Genomic DNA, 16,308 nt, shown 5'->3' with positions numbered 1-16,308 from the left:
TTTCCTGGCCGGTCGCTGATGGATACGGCCGATCGGCTTCCCGACGACCTTGCCAGCGCGCATGCGATGATCCTCGCCGAGCGCGCGGCACGCCGTGAAGCCGAGGCCGTTGCTGCCCGTGCCCAGGCGGTGAACTCACATTCGGATGCGCTGATTGCCCGGCTGAGGCTGGAGATCGAGAAGCTCAGGCGCGACATCCACGGCAGCCACTCGGACCGGAAAAGTGAGCGCTATGCCCGTGAAGGCATCGACCTCAGCCTCTCGACGCTTGCCGACCAGGTTGGCGCTTGCACCGCGGTCTTGAAGTCGCTGCATGGCTTGATCGAAACGCATGTGCTGGCCGCCGAGCGTCTGCATGGCGATGACACGACCGCGCCGATCCTGGCGAAGGGCAAGACCGATACCGGGCGCATATGGACCGATGTCCGGGATGATCGGCCGTTCGGCGGAACATCACCGCCAGCAGCTCTCTATTATGTCTCGCGCGATCGGCGGCAAGAACACCCGGAACGGCATCCGAAGACCTTCACCGGCATTCTGCAGGCTGATGCCTATGGTGGCTACAATCCGCTGTTCAAGGCGGAGCGCCATTGCGGTCCGCTGACCCAGGCATTGTGCTGGTCGCATTCGCGTCGCAAGTTCTTCGTGCTTGCCGACATCGCTACCAACGCCAAACGGGGAAGAACGCGACGCCGATCTCGCCGATGGCGCTCGAGGCCCTGAAACGGATCGATGCCCTGTTCGATATCGAGCGTGACATCAATGGTCTCGCTGCAAGCGAAAGACTGGCGCGATGTCAGCGGGACAGCCGTCGTCTTGTCGAAGAGCTTGAGGCTTGGATGCGGGCCGAGCGGACAAAGCTGTCGCGCAGTTCACCGGTCGCCGAGCCAATCGACTACATGCTAAAGCGCTGGGAGGGCTTCACGTCCTTCCTGGACGACGGTCGGATCTGCCTGACCAACAATTCCGCCGAACGCGCTCTGCGCGGCTTCGCTCTTGGCAGGAAGTCGTGGCTGTTTGCGGGTTCCGATCGTGGTGCCGATCGCGCGGCCTTCATGGCGACGATGATCATGACCGCCAAGCTCAACGATATCGATCCGCACGCATGGCTTGCCGATGTCCTGGCACGAATTGCTGGCATGCCGACAACAAAGCTTGCAGAGTTGCTGCCGTGGAATTGGACAGGTCCGCGTCCTATGATGGCGTTGGCATCATGACCGTCGATCGCATCGCCAGGCTACATATCCAACTCGAGGATATCGACCCTTTGATCTGGCGCAGGGTCGAGGTTCCATTCACGATGAGCTTGAAGGGGCTCCACGATGTCATTCAGGCCGTGATGCTGTTCGAGGATTATCATCTGTTCGAGTTCGAGGCTGGTGGGCGGTGTTACGATGTGCCGGATCCAGAAGACCTCTATGAACGCAAAACCTTCGCGTTCGCAACGTCCGCATCGCGGCACTCATCGAGCGTGGGATCGTGACCTTTAGCAACACCTATGACTTTGGTGATAACTGGCGGCACACTATCACGGTCGAGGCAGTGGAGGATGGAAACCCCAGCATCGAATATCCGCGCTTCATCGATGGTGAGCGCGGAGCGTCGCCGGAAGTAGGTCTGACCGGTCTGGTTACTATTCTCACCACTCCCAGCTCAATATGTAGGCGGCGTGGTCGCGCTGAGAATTCCGCTCTGTCGGTCATCGACGTCGCGGAAGCGGTGAGGCAGACGGCTATCGAAATAATAGCCGCCGCCTTGCTGGGCAAAATGAGAAACTGACCCCCTAACGAAATCAAGAATGCAGGACGGAGATTTGCTTCAGGCTGATGATGTGGTGGCAATGTTGCGGCTGCATGAGCTTGGTTGGGGCGCCAAGCGATTATCGAAGGAATTCGGCTGCGCCCGGAATACGGTTCGGCGATATCTGCGAGAGGGCGGCGTAGCGCCTTTCAAAAAAAACCGGTTCGCCGGACGGCTTTCGATGGACTTGATGATTGGCTGCGCGAGCGTTTCTTCCGGCACGATGGCAACGCAGACGTGATCCGCAAGGAGCTGGCGGCCGAGCACGGCATCATCATCGGCCTGCGCTCAGTGGAATTGAAGGTTCGACATTGGCGGCGAGAATTGAAAGCTCAAAAACGTGCGACAGTCCGCTTTGAGACGGCTCCCGGCCATCAAATGCAGATCGACTTTGGGGACACGAAGGTATGGATCGGCGGCGAGCGCGTTCGCATCCATGTCTTCGTCGCAACGCTAGCTTACTCGCGGCGTTTGCATACGCGGATGGAAGGCGCTTTCCTAATCGACAATGCGAAGGCGCTCGTCGAGCATCATGATGCGGCGACACGAGAAGTGAGGTCCAACGAGCGTCTACATACCTTTGCTCGATATTGGGGCTTCACACCACGGGCTTGCGCGCCCTCTAGAGCACGTACGAAGGCAAGGACGAGCGCGGTGTCGGCTACGTCAAGAAGAACGCGATCGCTGGTCGCCACTTCGAGAGCTGGGCCGCATTCGAGGCGCATCTGGATCGGTGGACGCGAGAGGTTGCCGATCAACGCGAACATGGCACCTCCGGCATCAAACCGGCAGACCGTTTTGTCGATGAGGCCAAGGCGCTACGCCCACTGGCAGGTCGGGCATGCTTCCATACGTCTTCCATGAAGGCAGACGCGCTATCGCATGACTATCGTCATGCCCGAGAGGGCGATATCAGCCAAAAATTCTAGCATGAAATCGCCGCCGATACCGACAAAAGCCATCAGACTGCGCCGCCAATCACAAATTCAACGATATTTCGAGCCTTCCAGATGTTCGCCGGATTTTGCGGGACGGTTTCAACCACATTGAAGATCAAAGGGACCGCAATTTTTCAACTACTTCGTTTGCAACCTGACGCATCACACCCACAAAAAGATCGGCGTGAGTGGATCTCAGTGCCTTGGCCGGTCTCCACAGATTCAGTTGGTACGGCACAGGCACACTAAAGCGACGCAGGGCAACGCCTTTCGCGGCATAGTGGGAAGCTGTCAAAGGATTGACGATGGAGACGCCAACTCCGGAAGCGACCATCGAGCAGACGCCTGTGGCCGTCGTTGCTTCCACGCAATATCTTCGAGAGATGCCCTCGGCCTCGAAGATCAGATCGATCTTACGGCGGTACGGATCCTCTTGAGCGAAGTAGACGAAATCAGTGCCTTGGAAATCCTTCGGCTCCAACGCGCTCTTGGACGTAAGGGCATGGTTGCGAGGAAGCACGCATACGACTTCACCAACATCGATGGTTTCCGTGGTCGCATTATCGGCTTCGAAGCTCCCTTCCGTCAAACCTATGTCGAACATCTGGGTGGTCAGATCGTGCCGCAGTTGAACTTCCTCGAGAGAATGTATCGATAGATGGACTTGCGATCGACTTTTCAGGAAACGTTCTGCGACCAATGGTAGGAACGCCTCGGCATAGGCGGGAAGGCTCGCGATCCTCAAGTGAGCCGCGTTATGTTGCTTAATAGCTAATGCAACGCGGCTGATTTCCTGCATCCCCACGAAAGACCGGCTTACGGCGGAGTGAAGAAGTAGAGCTTGATTGGTCGGAGAAAGGCGCTTGCCGAAGCGATTGAAAAGTTCGAAGCCGAGATAGGCTTCAAGCTCCCGAAGCTCTCTGCTAACCGTCGGCTGCGAGGTGCCGAGCGTCTCCGCGGCAGCAGTAGTGCTCTTGTAGATCATTACAGCATTGAAAATTTCAATCTGACGCTGACTCAGTCGCATGAAGCCCACCTCCTATATATCACGAATGAATTAGAGGTGATCAAATTAGTATTTTGTCACGTTTTTGTCATCTGCAAAGATCAGATCAAGGAATTGCTAATAATGCGAGACGCAGATGACACTTCTGAACGAAAATGAACGCGCAGCACGATCGTCAGCGCTCCACCACGACAGCGTTTCTTATGAGAATGGTCAACTGTTTATCGAAGAGATGTCGGTTGGCAAAATAGCCGATGCAATTCCAACACCGTTCTACTGCTACAGCGCCTTTACGATCACCAACGCCTACCGACTATTGGCCGACAAGCTCGGCGCGTCACGAACTCTGATCTGTTTTGCCGTCAAAGCGAATAGCAACGTTTCAGTGCTGCGACTGCTCTCGGGTCTAGGTTGCGGTATGGACATTGTATCAGGGGGCGAGTTGGAGAGGGCGTTCGCCGCCGGCGCGCCGCCGTCCAAGATTGTTTTTTCCGGCGTCGGCAAAACCCGAGCGGAGATTTCTCGCGCCTTGGAGGTCGGCATCCATCAGATCAATGTCGAATCGCCCGCCGAGCTCGATGTAATCCGCGACATCGCTCGATCGCTCGGTCGTAGGGCGCCTATCGCCTTCCGGGTAAATCCCGACGTCGATGCAAAAACCCACGCGAAAATTAGCACAGGGAAAAAAGGAGACAAGTTCGGAATTCCGCTGGAGGAAATCCCGGAATTGTACGCGAGGGCCGAAGCTTCGGCCGAACTCGATGTGGTTGGTCTTGCTGTGCACATTGGATCACAACTCCTAGACCTGTCGCCTTACCGGGTAGCGTACGAACGGCTCGCGGACCTGGTCAAGGCACTACGGTCTTGCGGTCACCTAGTACGGCGCCTCGACTTGGGAGGTGGCTTGGGAATCTCCTACGATTTCGGAGCCGGGCCTGATGTCGGTGCGTACGCGAAGATTATCGAGGAAGCGTTCAATGACATTGATTGCGAACTCACCGTCGAACCCGGTCGGTGGCTTGTCGGACCGGCGGGCTTGCTGGTCACCGAAGTGCTATATGTGAAGAATACTGGCAATATGGCGACCGTCATCGTTGATGCCGCCATGAACGATCTCATGCGACCCTCGCTCTATAGCGCCATCCATCCGGTACTTCCGCTACAAGATATCAACGGTGGCGACTCTTCAACGTATCAGTTGGTCGGTCCTGTCTGCGAAACTTCCGATGTGTTCGGAAACTATGAAGGCCTACCCAAGCTTCGGGCGGGGGCTCGACTCGCATTCGGGTGCGCAGGCGCCTACGGGGCATCGATGGCTTCTACCTATAATTCCAGAGATCTGATCGCCGAAGTCCTTGTCGATGGCGCCCGGTTCCGGGTCATTCGGCGTCGCCAGACGATCGAGGACCTTCTCACCCTCGAGGTGGAGAGGCCTTGGCAGGCCTCCAATACCTACGCTGACGCAGCAACAGCACTTTGAAAGCGGTCGCGATATGAACCACATGGAATTCCTCGCGCAGACCCCGTCCGTAGATGCGCCGACGCTTTGGTCATTCGTGAAGATGCACGGGTTGGAAAACTATTTCGTGATTGTCGATCGGCGTGAGGTCGCAAAGCCGTTTGACGTCGAGGACATCGTCAGGATTTGCAGTACAAACGTCGGAGCTGGCGGCGAACAACTGCTCACGATCGAACGACCCTCCGACGAGGGACGAAAGGCAGGCGCTTACGCGCAGATGAGAATCTTCAACATCGACGGCAAGGAAGTCGGTGCGTGTGGGAATGCTACGCGCTGCGTGGCTTACTTGTTGCTTGAAGAGACGGAGACTGAGGAAGTCCTGATCGAGACCAAGTCCGGGGTGCTGCAATGCTGCGGAGCAGGTCTTCGGCAGATCAGCGTTAAATTGGGGCCGATTAGCCTGGACTGGCAGCAAATCCCGTTGAGCCGCGAAATCGATACCCGTCATGTCCTTTTGACAAGCGGACCTCTTTCCAATGGGGTCGCGCTGAACATTGGCAATCCGCATGCTGTGTTCTTCGTCGATCAACTCGTCGTCGACGACATCCCGACCTATGCCCCGGTCGTGCAGAACGATCCGCTTTTCCCGGAAGGCGTCAACGTTGGCGTGGCCCAGATCGTCGACTCGCAAACCATACGCCTCGCCGTGTGGGAGCGTCCCGGCATTCTCACCAAAGCATGCGGGACCGGGGCTTGCGTTGCCGTCTATGCTGCGAAGATGCGAGGTCTCGTGAATTCTCCCAAGGTCACGGTACACCTTCCCGCGGGCGAACTTCAGATCGAGCTTGTCGAAAACAACATGGTGATCATGACCGGTCCTGTCGCTTTCTGCTGCCACGGTTTCATTGAAGGAGGAAATCCCAGCACTCCTGTGCTGGCATTGGCATGAGCTGATGGGCCGTTTCTTTAGACAACCAAAAGGGGAATGCGATGACAACTAGAACTATCAGCCTGGCACTTAGCTTCGCGGCGATGGCCGTAACACAAGTCTCTGCAGTCCGCGCCGAAGACATTCCGGAAAACTTGAAGGGTTCCGGAGAGGTCGTTGTGGCAGTCGACGGCGGAAGCTACGAGGCGGCGCTTCGAAAGGCGTTCTTCGACCCGTTCACCAAGGATACGGGAATCAAGATCGTGGTCGTTCCCTCCAATCCCGGAAAGCTGCTTGCATCAGTAAAAGTCGGTCAGCCGGATGCGGATCTGACGTCCGTTTCCGGCGGCGAGTTTCCCGGCTGGATCTCGAAGGACGCCGTTGAGCCGATGGACTACAGCTTCTTCGCGAAAGAAACTCTCTCAGCAATGCCCGAGCAACTCGTGGACAAGAACGGCGTCGGAGCCCTGCTCTATTCCGCCGTTATCGCCTTCAATACCAACAAATTCACTGCCGATGGGAGGCATCCGGACAACTGGGTCGATTTCTACGATGTGAAGGACTTCCCGGGGAAGCGAGCGCTCCCGAAGTGTGAACGTATACTCGCGGGCGGTCTTCTGGCAGGCGCTCTGCTCGGAGACGGAGTTTCGCCGGCGAATCTGTATCCACTCGACGTCGATCGCGGCTTCGCGAAAATCAAGCAGTTTAGGCCCAACGTGGGACGTTGGTGGTCCGGTGGAGCGGAAGCTCCGCAGAGCCTCATCTCCGGAGACGCCGATATGGCAGTTTCCTTCAACGGCCGCATTGCCATGGCCAAGCAGGAAGGTGCGCCCATCGCCTTCACATGGAACCAGTCGCTTCTTCAGTATGATTACTGGGTCATAATGAAAGGCTCGCCGAACAAAGAAAATGCAAGCAAGTTTTTGGCCTATATCTCGCGGCCTGTCCCTCAGTCGCAGTTCGCACTGGCCATGCGCTACGGGCCTGTCAACAAGGAAGCTTTCGGTCTTCTTCCGAAGGAAATCGCTGCGGATCTCCCCGGAGCGCCGGAAATCGCCGACAAGCAAATCTTCGAAAACTACAAATGGTGGGCTGAGATGCGTCCCGATGGCCGGACGAACTACGACGACGCAATGAGTCGTTGTGTAGAGATGCTATCGCAATAGGACCAAGCATCGGAAACCACGAGTGCTACGACAATGAAGATAACTGCCTCATCGAACAGCGTTGCGTATGGAGAGCCTGGCATCTTCCGAGGCCACTTCTCCTTCGCCGACCCTCGTCTTTCAGGATACATGTGGCCTCTGTGCGAGATCCGTGGCGATCGTGATGGGCCGAGGCTTTGTATCTCGGCAGGCGTTCATGTGAATGAGGTCGCCGCTATCGAGGCTGCTGTTCGCCTTCAGAAACTGTTCGATCCCCGAAAAATTCAGGGATCGGTTTCGATTATCCCGCTTGTGAACCAGCCCGCACTGTACAAATACAGCGAATACGTCTGTCCCCTCGATGGAAAAAACATCAATTTCTCGTTCCCAGGCGACCCCAACGGCTCGTTTTCTGAGATCCTCTGTGACGCAATAATGAACGAGTGGTGCGTGGGTGCGGATTGCTACGTAGATATGCACGGAGGTGATCTTCGAGAAAACGTTTCCAAGTTCACCATCTTCCAGCACACGGACGACCCAGTCCTGGACGAACGTGCAAGACGGATGGCGATGTGCTTCGACGCCGAACTCGTCGTCGGCCTCCCCGTTGCTCATATACCGAAGCCAGGCCGCCCGCCGACAGGATTTGCCTCGAAGAACAGGCTCGCAATCATGTCGGAGGCCGGCGCGAATGGATTAGTTGACGAAGCCTCAGTGCAATTTCATGTCGACGGCGTCCTTAATGTCGCACGGGCTCTAGGAATACTCGACACGCCGTCAACCGAATTCCAACGAGCACGGGTTCCTTGTGACGACTATATCTGGGTGGCCTGTCCGACAGACGGGGAGTTTTACTCGGAGGTAGAGCCTGGCGACCGAATTCATAAAGATCAGCGGCTCGGAACTATCTGCGATCTGTTTGGGGAAACCGTCGCGGAGATTGCCGCGCCCGAAACAGGATTCTTGCTGTGGCGCATAACGCACCCCTCCATTCCGAATGGGTCGCCGGTGCTAGCGATCGCTGTGGAAGAACGAGCAGCGAGCCAGCGTAAGGGAGACATTCGAACACAGCAAAGCCAGACAACGATCAGGCCATGGCACGGGACCAACGTTCGATTTAAACCAGAGCTACTTCAAAAAAAGGGGAATACAGATGAAAACCACAACGATTACTCAATCACTCACCGCGGTTTTGTTGCTTGCTGCCCTGTCGGCACCCGCCAAGGCTGACGAAGTACCCGCAAATCTTAAAGGTACAGGCGAACTCGTCATCACTTCCGGCGGCGGCACCTGGGAAGCGGCGCAGAAGAAAGCCTTCTTCGATCCTTTCACACGTGACACCGGCATCAAGGTGGTGTTGGTACCGGAAGATCACGCCAAATTGCTAGCTTCGGTGAAGCTTGGCCAGCCTGAAGCCGACCTCACATCTGTTCCCGGCGGTGCTCTCGCCGGCTTCGTCGAAAAGGACGCCGTCGAGAAAATCGACTACAGCCTATTCGCAAAGGACACCCTTGCGGAAATGCCGGAGCAGATGAAGAACGAGAACGGTGTAGGTGCGCTACTCTATTCGGTTGGTGTCGCCTACAACACCACGAAGTTTCCGAAAGGCCAAGAACCGAAAAACTGGGTCGATTTCTATGACGTAAAGAAATTCCCAGGCGCGCGAAGCCTTCCCAAATGCGAAAAGCTCGTCGACGGCGGTTTGCTTGAAGGTGCGCTTATGGGCGACGGCGTCCCCGCTGACAAGGTCTATCCCATCGACATGGACCGAGCATTCGCGAAAGTGGCGGTACTGAAGCCCCATGTCGGTCGCTGGTGGGTCGCCGGTGCAGATGCCCCTCAGAGTTTGATCAGTGGCGAGGTTGATATGGCCGATGCCTACAATGGCCGTATCTTCGGCGCTAAGAAGGAAGGTGCGCCGTTGGAATTTTCCTGGGATCAATCCTTGCTTCAGTATGACTTCTGGGTCGTCATGAAGGGTTCCCCGAATAAGGAAAACGCCGAGAAATTCCTGGCATACGTTTCTCGCCCGGAACCACAGGCTGCGTTCTCAGAAGCTATCTCCTACGGCCCGGTCAACGAAAAAGCTTTCAGCCTCGTATCGAAAGAACTGCTCGATATCCTTCCAGGATCTCCCTCCATCGCAAAGAAGCAGGTCTACCAGGACTACAGATGGTGGAACACCAAGAATGCCGATGGACGCACGAACTGGGACGTAGCACTCGAGCGTTGCGTAGCTCTCCTGTCGCAGTGAGGTGGCGCGGGACGCGCCACCTCCTAACGAAGAATTCGATACACGCCGCTCGTCCTTGACGAGCAGCGAAGGAGAAAGGCATCATGGACGTGGCAGCTTTCAATCCCGTCGCTTCGGCGTCTGAGGGGCTGGCCGAAAGACAAAAACCGATGAACCGATCCAACCGCAAATTAAAGATGGGCAGCGTTGTCGCAGCCACTCCACTTCTCGTCTTGTTGATCGGGTTCCTTGTCATTCCGCTGTCCTACATCTTCTGGGGAAGTTTCGAAGGTACGAAGCTGAATTTCGCACATTACGGACGCGTGTTTGCCAGTGCCGTGAACTTCAACATTCTCCTTCATACACTTCGCGTAGGTCTTATTGTCACCGTGGTCTCGCTTCTGCTGGGCTACCCGGTAGCCTATCTCCTGACCAAGGTTCGCTCGCTCTCTCTGTCCATTCTGAGCGTCTTCATTCTGATCCCTCTCTTCACAGCCTTTTTGATCCGGACTTATGCCTGGATGATCATTCTGGGGCGTGAAGGGATCATAAATAACGCGCTGATCTGGCTTGGCCTGATCAGCGCGCCTCTGCAACTCCTAAACACCACCTTCGCGGTTGTAGTCGGTATGACACACGTCTTCGTGCCGATGGCCATCTTCACGATGTATTCAGCAATGGCACGTATCGACCACGATTACGCGCATGCGGCCCAGATCCTTGGGGCGAAACCCGTTCAAGCCTTCCTTCGTGTGTATCTGCCGATGACGCTGCCAGGCGTATTTTCGGCGGGAATCCTGATTTTCATCACCGCCATCGGCTTCTACATCACGCCAGCTCTCCTCGGTGGACCGAGCGACACGATGATTTCGCAACTCATTGTAGATCAAATGACGACGCTTCTGAACTTTGAACTCGGATACGCTTCGTCTATGGTCCTGCTTTTCGTCACGATCGCAATCCTCTTCGTCGCGAGCTTGTTCATTCCCCTCGAAATGATCTGGTCGTCGGCGACGAGCTCGCCGGATAGCGAGCCTCGTGCTGCGGCTCGCCTGCTTAAGCGCGCAAAGCGAATGCTTGCTCCACTCGTCGCCGCTATTGAGGGAGGCACCCATGCGGTCACAAGAGCCCTGCTCACCAAAAATGGCGGTTGGCTTTGGGCTTACACGGTCGCGATCCTAATGTTCCTCACAGCGCCCTTGATCGTCGTGGTGATTCTCTCATTTAGCTCTTCGCCGTTCGTGGTGTTTCCTCCCCCGGGTTTCTCGCTGCAATGGTGGCAAAAGTTGGCGAATGCTGCGGACTGGCACCAGTCCTTCTTCTTCTCGATCCAACTCGGGATCGCCGCGGCATTCGTCGCTACGATCATTGGGACCATGGGCGCCTTCTGGCTCGTGCGCACGAAGTTCTTGTTTAAGAAGATGCTCTTCCTGGTCTCACTGTCTCCTCTTATGGTCCCGGTTGTAATCATCGCAACGTCTCTCTATGTATTCGAGGCTCGTCTCAAAATCCTTGGAACCTTCACGGGCTTGGTGATCGGACATGTGTTGCTGTCCGTGCCCTACGTCATAGTAGTGATGGCCGCCGCATTAAGGAACTTCGACGCCTCACTTGAACCAGCTGCCGCAGTCCATGGCGCTCGTCCGCATCAGGTGCTTCGCCTTGTGACACTTCCGATTTTGAAGCCGGCTCTTCTCACGGCAAGCCTGCTCGCGTTCCTCACATCGTTCGACGAACTTCTTGTCGGCCTCTTCCTTCTGGGACGTCAGACACCGACGCTTCCAATCAAGTTCTGGGCCGATATCAAGTATCAGATCGATCCGCTTCTTAGCGCAGCATCCACTCTCATCGTCGTGCTCGTTACGGCATCGATAATTACAGTCCAACTGATCCGCGTGCGTTACGAAAAGCGCACTGCGGCCAGTACGGCCGAATGATCGGAGACAAATATGTCCACTAGCCTTGAAATGAAAAACATTCAGAAGTTCTATGGCCCTCTGCATGTGGTGAAAGACTTCGATCTCCACATCCAACCCGGGGAGTTCGTTACGTTCCTGGGACCATCGGGCTCTGGCAAAACGACCGCCCTCAAGATGATCGCCGGCTTCGAAACACCGACATCAGGTGACATCTTCCTGGGCACTCGGTCGATCGTCGATCTTCCCGCTTATGAGCGCGGAATTGGCATGGTCTTCCAGAACTATGCGCTCTTTCCGCATATGACGGTCGCAGAAAACGTCGCCTTCCCCCTCACAGTCCGGAAGACGCCTCGCAAAGACGTCGAGGAAAAGCTCGCAAAGGCCTTGCAACTCGTCAAGATGGATCAGTACAGCAGCCGCTATCCCAACCAACTATCAGGTGGTCAGCAGCAACGCATCGCCTTGGCCAGAGCGATCGTGTTCAATCCGAGCATCCTGCTTATGGACGAGCCGCTCGGGGCATTGGATCGGAATCTGCGAGAGCACATGAAGATCGAAATCATGCGGATTCAGAAAGAACTCAACATGACGGTTGTCTTCGTAACTCACGACCAGGACGAGGCGCTAACAATGTCCGACCGCATAGCCGTGATCAACGAAGGTCGGCTCGTGCAGGTAGATGACAGCAAAAGTCTTTATAGTAAGCCCAAAAACCGCTTCGTCGCGTCATTCGTTGGAGAATCGAACATGATTCCCTGTCGCGTCGATGAGGCGGAAAACGGAGCGGGCAAGGTGACGATGGCAGGGATTTCTACCTGCTCAGCACAACTGACGGGTCAGTCCCAGGGTGACGATGGTTGGCTCTTTGTTCGCCCAGAGCATATCGACATCACCCCTGTGTCAACGTCTTCCGAGGCACTGAACTCCGTCGCCGGCGTCATCGAGAACGTGCTCTTCCTTGGTGAGATGACCAGATACCACATTCGGTGCGGTGACGAAACCATCATCGCTAAGCGGCAAAACCGCGGTCAACCCCACTATACCGGTGGCACCTCGGTAACGGTGTCTTGGAAACCCGAGCATTGCGTCATGCTGAACTAACTGAGGCGGGCGGCGTCGCAATCGAGGATAAACGTCGGCTTTTGATCCGGACGTGTCCGGGCAATTAGCTACGACACTTCATCGGAAGGGGTTGAGGTATGGCCGAGCTAGTTGAACGGACATCCTTCTACTCAGCGCCTCTTCTTCAACGGGGACTACAGTTACAATGACCTTTAAGCTTGCAGTTGGCGGCATCGAGCATGAAACGAATACATTTCGGCTCCAAGACGCGAAGTCTTCCGACTTTGATGTGGTGCGGGGAGACGCGCTCATTCTTAAGCACGAAGGGGTGCGATCCTATCTAGGCGGAATGCTGGATGCTGCGGCTAGTTTAGGTGCAACAGTGGTGCCAACTTTACATGCGGATGACGAGCCTTCGGGTATCATTGACGCGGACGCCTATGCACAAATGGTCGATGATCTGCTTTTACACATCAAGAGAGCTCTTCCTCTCGATGCGGTAGCTCTGGCTCTACATGGCGCAGGGGTCGCCCATGGCGTGAGCAATATTGAAGTAGACATTTGCGAAAAGGTTCGGCAACTCGTCGGTCCAGAAGTGAAAATCGTGATAACGCTGGATCTGCATGGGAACTTAAACCCGAGATTATCTGAATTAGTCGACGCGGCATTTGGCACTCGCTACCATCCTCATACGGATATGTTCGAAAGGGGTCAGGACGCGGTAAATATCATCCCTAGACTGCTGGATGGCAGCGTTATTCCAGAACTGTATATTGAGAAGATCCCCTTCCTACTAGCGCCCGTCACAACAATGTATGGTGTTGCCGCCGCAGTGAACGATCTTTGTCGACAATTTGAAAAGGACGACGACATTGTCTCGTGCACGTTCTTTCATGGCTTCCCGTACGTCGACAACTCGGACTTGGGGGCATCGGTACTTGTGGTGGCCAATGGCAATGCGGAAAAGGCCGGTGGTGCCGCGAAGCAGATTGCCCGTTTGGTCTGGGATTCTAGAGAGACCATTGGAGCACAATCGTTTTCCCCAGAAGCAGCCGTCGAAATCGCTTTATCATCGGGCGACTGGCCTGTGGCTGTACTCGACGGGGCAGATAATCCGGGGGGAGGATGCCCTGGCGATGGGACTTATCTCTTGCGCGCAATGCTTGAGGCGGATCTGCGAGAGGCTTGCTACGCTGCCGTTTGCGATCCAGCGGTTGTCAGACAGTCGCACGAGGCAGGTGTCGGTAAGACGATCCAGATAACCCTCGGCGGTAAGACCGATGAAATGCATGGTGCGCCCATCGAGGCAAACGCATATGTAAAAGCCCTAACTGATGGCCGCTTCATCCGTATGTCCGCTGAAGAAAAAGGACGGTCGATGAATGTAGGGCCGACCGTGCGGCTACAAGTAGGTGGCACCGAGGTCATCGTCGTTTCCGAGCGCCACCAGGTGTACGATCCTGAGATATTTTTGATGCATGGGATCGATGTATCGCGCTTCAAGATCGTGGGAATTAAATCGACCAACAAGTGGAGGGACGGCTTCGCCAGCATAATCAAGCGTGATTATCTCGCGGATAGCCCTGGCCTGATGAGCCAAGACCTGACCCGCTACGACTATAAGCAGATCCGACGACCATTGTGGCCCTTAGATAAGGAGACACGATACTAACCGATTATCTAGCGTAGCTGCCACCTTGGAGCGCGCGCTCCAAGGTATACCATCGATTATAGTCGCTTACTGCTTTGGAAGATCGTGCAAGGCGCTGCGCTAATGACCGAGATACAATGGCGTTCAAGCAGCTTTCGGGGGCAGCCAATCTTGTTGGGAATGCTCCGCTCGAAATGGCTACGCATCGGAACCTGGCCGTACTTGGTGGGCCACAATTAGACGACGCGGACAAGAGGTTTACCGCCGAGATTCAAAAGACCCTGTCGCCTACGGACATAAGGACGTCCTACGCGGAGTATGGGCTGCCGGAGAAGAATGAGGTGCTTTCAAGCGACATCTATTCGCCGCTGAACGGAAGGTTGACCCCATCGTCGTCGACGGACGTAGGAACACTGAGTTGGATCGTACCAACCGTCCAATGCCATGTGCCGTGTTATGCCGTCGGAACGCCGCCCCACTCGTGGCAACTCGTTGCGCAAGGCAAGGCACCGGCCGCACACAAGGGCATAGCACTTGCAGCCAAGGCAATGGCCGCCGTCGCCAGAGACCTCTTCATCAACGGAGGCCTTTTGTCTACTGCTAAGACCGAGTTTCAGCGTTTCAGAGCCGCGAATGAATTCAGAAATCCCATCGGTCGGAAATGACCCAACTGCTCGCAATGGGTGCGTTGAAGTAAGCGCTCCTTTTGGGTTCCCGCCGCCCTGTGTCTCCATGAGAGCCGCAAAGCCAACTCCTTTCCCATGAGGAGCCAATCCCATCGATCGCATCGGTCATGCAAACTTCAAGGTGGGACCACATCACTCTGCGGCGAGTTGCTTCGGTCTAAGACGAAGTGCGGCGGCGCGGCGATGGCCCTCGAGTTTTTCGGTCGCGCTCTGGCGAACAGCTGCGGGAGCAACGGCGGCAACACCGCGTTCGTCCAGCCATTGGTGGGTAGCGATCTTCACGTAGGAGCCGACCCAGAGCCCGCCCGTGTAGCGCCCTGCACCCATCGTCGGCAGGGTATGGTTCGTGCCACAGCACTTGTCGGAATAGACGACACTGGCAAGTTCCCCAATGAAAATCGAGCCGTAGTTGCGTAGCTTCTGCGCGGTTGCCTGCGGATCACGGGTGTGGACCTGCAAGTGCTCCGTTGCGATGTGATCGGAGTAGGCAATCATCGCCTCTTCGTCCTCGACAACGGTGATCTCGCCGTAGTCCTTCCACGCGACCGCTGCCACCGGTGCCGTCGGCAGGGTTTCCAACTGATTGTGGACTTCGCTTAGAATGTCTTCAGCGAGTTTGCGGTCGGTTGTGACCACACCAACACGGGTGCGGACATCATGCTCGGCCTGGGCGAGCAGGTCCGTTGCGATCGTTACTGCATTGGCCGTTTCGTCAGCAACGACGAATATTTCGCTGGGACCGGCAAGCTGGTCGATACCGACCTGGCCGAACACCTGGCGCTTTGCTTCGTTAACGAAGGCATTGCCGGGCCCGACGATCTTGTCGACGGCCGGGATCGTCTCGGTGCCATATGCCATGGCGGCGATTGCTTGCGCGCCGCCGACGCGGAAGATGCGATCGGCGCCCGCGAGATGGCAGCCAGCGATCATGGCCGGGTGAGCATTTGGCGGAAGGCAAGCGATGACTTGGTCGCAGCCAGCGACCTTTGCCGGTACGATGGTCATCACCGGAGCCGAAAGAAGCGGGTAACGACCGCCCGGTACATAGCAGCCAACCGTTTCAATCGGGATTACACGATGACCGAGGTGAAGACCGGGAAGGCTCTCGATTTCGAGAGGCAAAATAGTGCCAAGTTGCGCCTCGGCGAAGCGACGGACATTGGCAATCGCGAACTCGGTGTCTTCGCGGGTCTGCGGATCAAGATCAGCAACAGCCTTCAGCTTTTCTTCCTCGGTGACCTCGAAGTTTGCGACGTCAGCCTTGTCGAAGGCGAGGGAGTATTCGCGAACCGCCGCGTCACCTCGCTTGCGGACATTTGCGATGATCTCCTTTACGGTTGTTTCGACTTGCGCTGTATCGGAGACGGCGTCCCTGGTCGGTTGCTTCAGCTGGACGAATTTGCCTTTCAACGCTTCAAGACGCGGCGTCATCAAAATCTCCTGAAATTGGGATAATCCACGCCAGCATCGTGGAAGCTCAG

At 56.0% G+C, this 16,308-nt stretch carries 13 protein-coding genes and 2 pseudogenes; 13 read left to right on the top strand and 2 right to left on the bottom strand.

Annotated elements, in window-relative coordinates; genetic code table 11:
- Positions 1 to 201: 201 nt before the first annotated feature.
- The 4 genes and pseudogenes from tnpC to RWK44_RS30860 all read left to right on the top strand — a co-directional run.
- Positions 202 to 1,217 (top strand): annotated as a pseudogene (tnpC, locus tag RWK44_RS30880) (IS66 family transposase); the annotation flags it as partial.
- Positions 1,214 to 1,483 carry a plasmid pRiA4b ORF-3 family protein gene (locus RWK44_RS30875; RefSeq protein WP_280178104.1) on the top strand — a complete coding sequence of 90 codons (270 nt, stop codon included), beginning with the start codon at positions 1,214 to 1,216 and terminating at the stop codon, positions 1,481 to 1,483. The pseudogene tnpC and the gene RWK44_RS30875, both read left to right, overlap by 4 nt.
- Positions 1,480 to 1,779: an IS1096 element passenger TnpR family protein gene (locus RWK44_RS35085; protein WP_280178103.1), complete on the top strand. Its 300-nt coding sequence runs from the start codon at positions 1,480 to 1,482 to the stop codon at positions 1,777 to 1,779. Before RWK44_RS30875 ends, RWK44_RS35085 begins: the two co-directional genes overlap by 4 nt.
- A gap of 19 nt (positions 1,780 to 1,798) precedes the next feature.
- A pseudogene (locus RWK44_RS30860) lies at positions 1,799 to 2,648 on the top strand (IS21/IS408/IS1162 family transposase); the annotation flags it as partial.
- 205 nt (positions 2,649 to 2,853) lie between these two features.
- Here the strand turns inward: RWK44_RS30860 and RWK44_RS30855 are convergent.
- Complete coding sequence (locus tag RWK44_RS30855; RefSeq protein ID WP_127431679.1) at positions 2,854 to 3,765, bottom strand: LysR family transcriptional regulator; 912 nt, start codon at positions 3,763 to 3,765, stop codon at positions 2,854 to 2,856.
- A gap of 115 nt (positions 3,766 to 3,880) precedes the next feature.
- On the opposite strand from RWK44_RS30855, the gene lysA reads away from it, so the two are divergent.
- The 9 genes from lysA to RWK44_RS30810 all read left to right on the top strand — a co-directional run bounded on the left by lysA (position 3,881) and on the right by RWK44_RS30810 (position 14,806).
- A complete protein-coding gene (gene lysA / locus RWK44_RS30850; protein ID WP_127431678.1) occupies positions 3,881 to 5,224 on the top strand; it encodes a diaminopimelate decarboxylase in 1,344 nt (447 codons plus the stop codon).
- A 13-nt stretch (positions 5,225 to 5,237) separates the two neighbouring features.
- On the top strand, positions 5,238 to 6,152 hold the full coding sequence (gene dapF / locus RWK44_RS30845; RefSeq protein WP_127431677.1) for a diaminopimelate epimerase: 915 nt from the start codon (positions 5,238 to 5,240) through the stop codon (positions 6,150 to 6,152).
- A gap of 41 nt (positions 6,153 to 6,193) precedes the next feature.
- The gene (locus RWK44_RS30840; RefSeq protein WP_168279301.1) at positions 6,194 to 7,297 is read left to right on the top strand and encodes an ABC transporter substrate-binding protein; all 1,104 of its coding nucleotides are present in this window, start codon (positions 6,194 to 6,196) and stop codon (positions 7,295 to 7,297) included.
- Between the two features lie 33 nt (positions 7,298 to 7,330).
- A complete protein-coding gene (locus tag RWK44_RS30835) occupies positions 7,331 to 8,506 on the top strand; it encodes a M14 family metallopeptidase (protein WP_127431675.1) in 1,176 nt (391 codons plus the stop codon).
- Positions 8,430 to 9,530, top strand: coding sequence for an ABC transporter substrate-binding protein (locus tag RWK44_RS30830; RefSeq protein WP_127431674.1), 1,101 nt, complete (start codon positions 8,430 to 8,432; stop codon positions 9,528 to 9,530). Before RWK44_RS30835 ends, RWK44_RS30830 begins: the two co-directional genes overlap by 77 nt.
- Before the next feature lie 83 nt (positions 9,531 to 9,613).
- Positions 9,614 to 11,446, top strand: a complete 1,833-nt coding sequence (locus RWK44_RS30825; protein WP_244604873.1) for an ABC transporter permease subunit — start codon at positions 9,614 to 9,616, stop codon at positions 11,444 to 11,446.
- Positions 11,447 to 11,458: 12 nt separating this feature from the next.
- On the top strand, positions 11,459 to 12,529 hold the full coding sequence (locus RWK44_RS30820; protein ID WP_310856191.1) for an ABC transporter ATP-binding protein: 1,071 nt from the start codon (positions 11,459 to 11,461) through the stop codon (positions 12,527 to 12,529).
- Positions 12,530 to 12,695: 166 nt separating this feature from the next.
- The gene (locus tag RWK44_RS30815) at positions 12,696 to 14,162 is read left to right on the top strand and encodes a M81 family metallopeptidase (protein ID WP_127431672.1); all 1,467 of its coding nucleotides are present in this window, start codon (positions 12,696 to 12,698) and stop codon (positions 14,160 to 14,162) included.
- Between the two features lie 116 nt (positions 14,163 to 14,278).
- The gene (locus RWK44_RS30810) at positions 14,279 to 14,806 is read left to right on the top strand and encodes a hypothetical protein (RefSeq protein ID WP_127431671.1); all 528 of its coding nucleotides are present in this window, start codon (positions 14,279 to 14,281) and stop codon (positions 14,804 to 14,806) included.
- A 153-nt stretch (positions 14,807 to 14,959) separates the two neighbouring features.
- On the opposite strand, the gene hisD is transcribed toward RWK44_RS30810, so the two are convergent.
- Positions 14,960 to 16,258: a histidinol dehydrogenase gene (hisD, locus tag RWK44_RS30805; protein WP_127431670.1), complete on the bottom strand. Its 1,299-nt coding sequence runs from the start codon at positions 16,256 to 16,258 to the stop codon at positions 14,960 to 14,962.
- Positions 16,259 to 16,308: the final 50 nt, after the last annotated feature.

This window comes from Rhizobium sp. 25PS6 (assembly GCF_032464655.1).
Classification (GTDB): Bacteria; Pseudomonadota; Alphaproteobacteria; order Rhizobiales; family Rhizobiaceae; genus Rhizobium; species Rhizobium laguerreae.
This window is presented reverse-complemented; position numbering and strand designations above follow the sequence as displayed.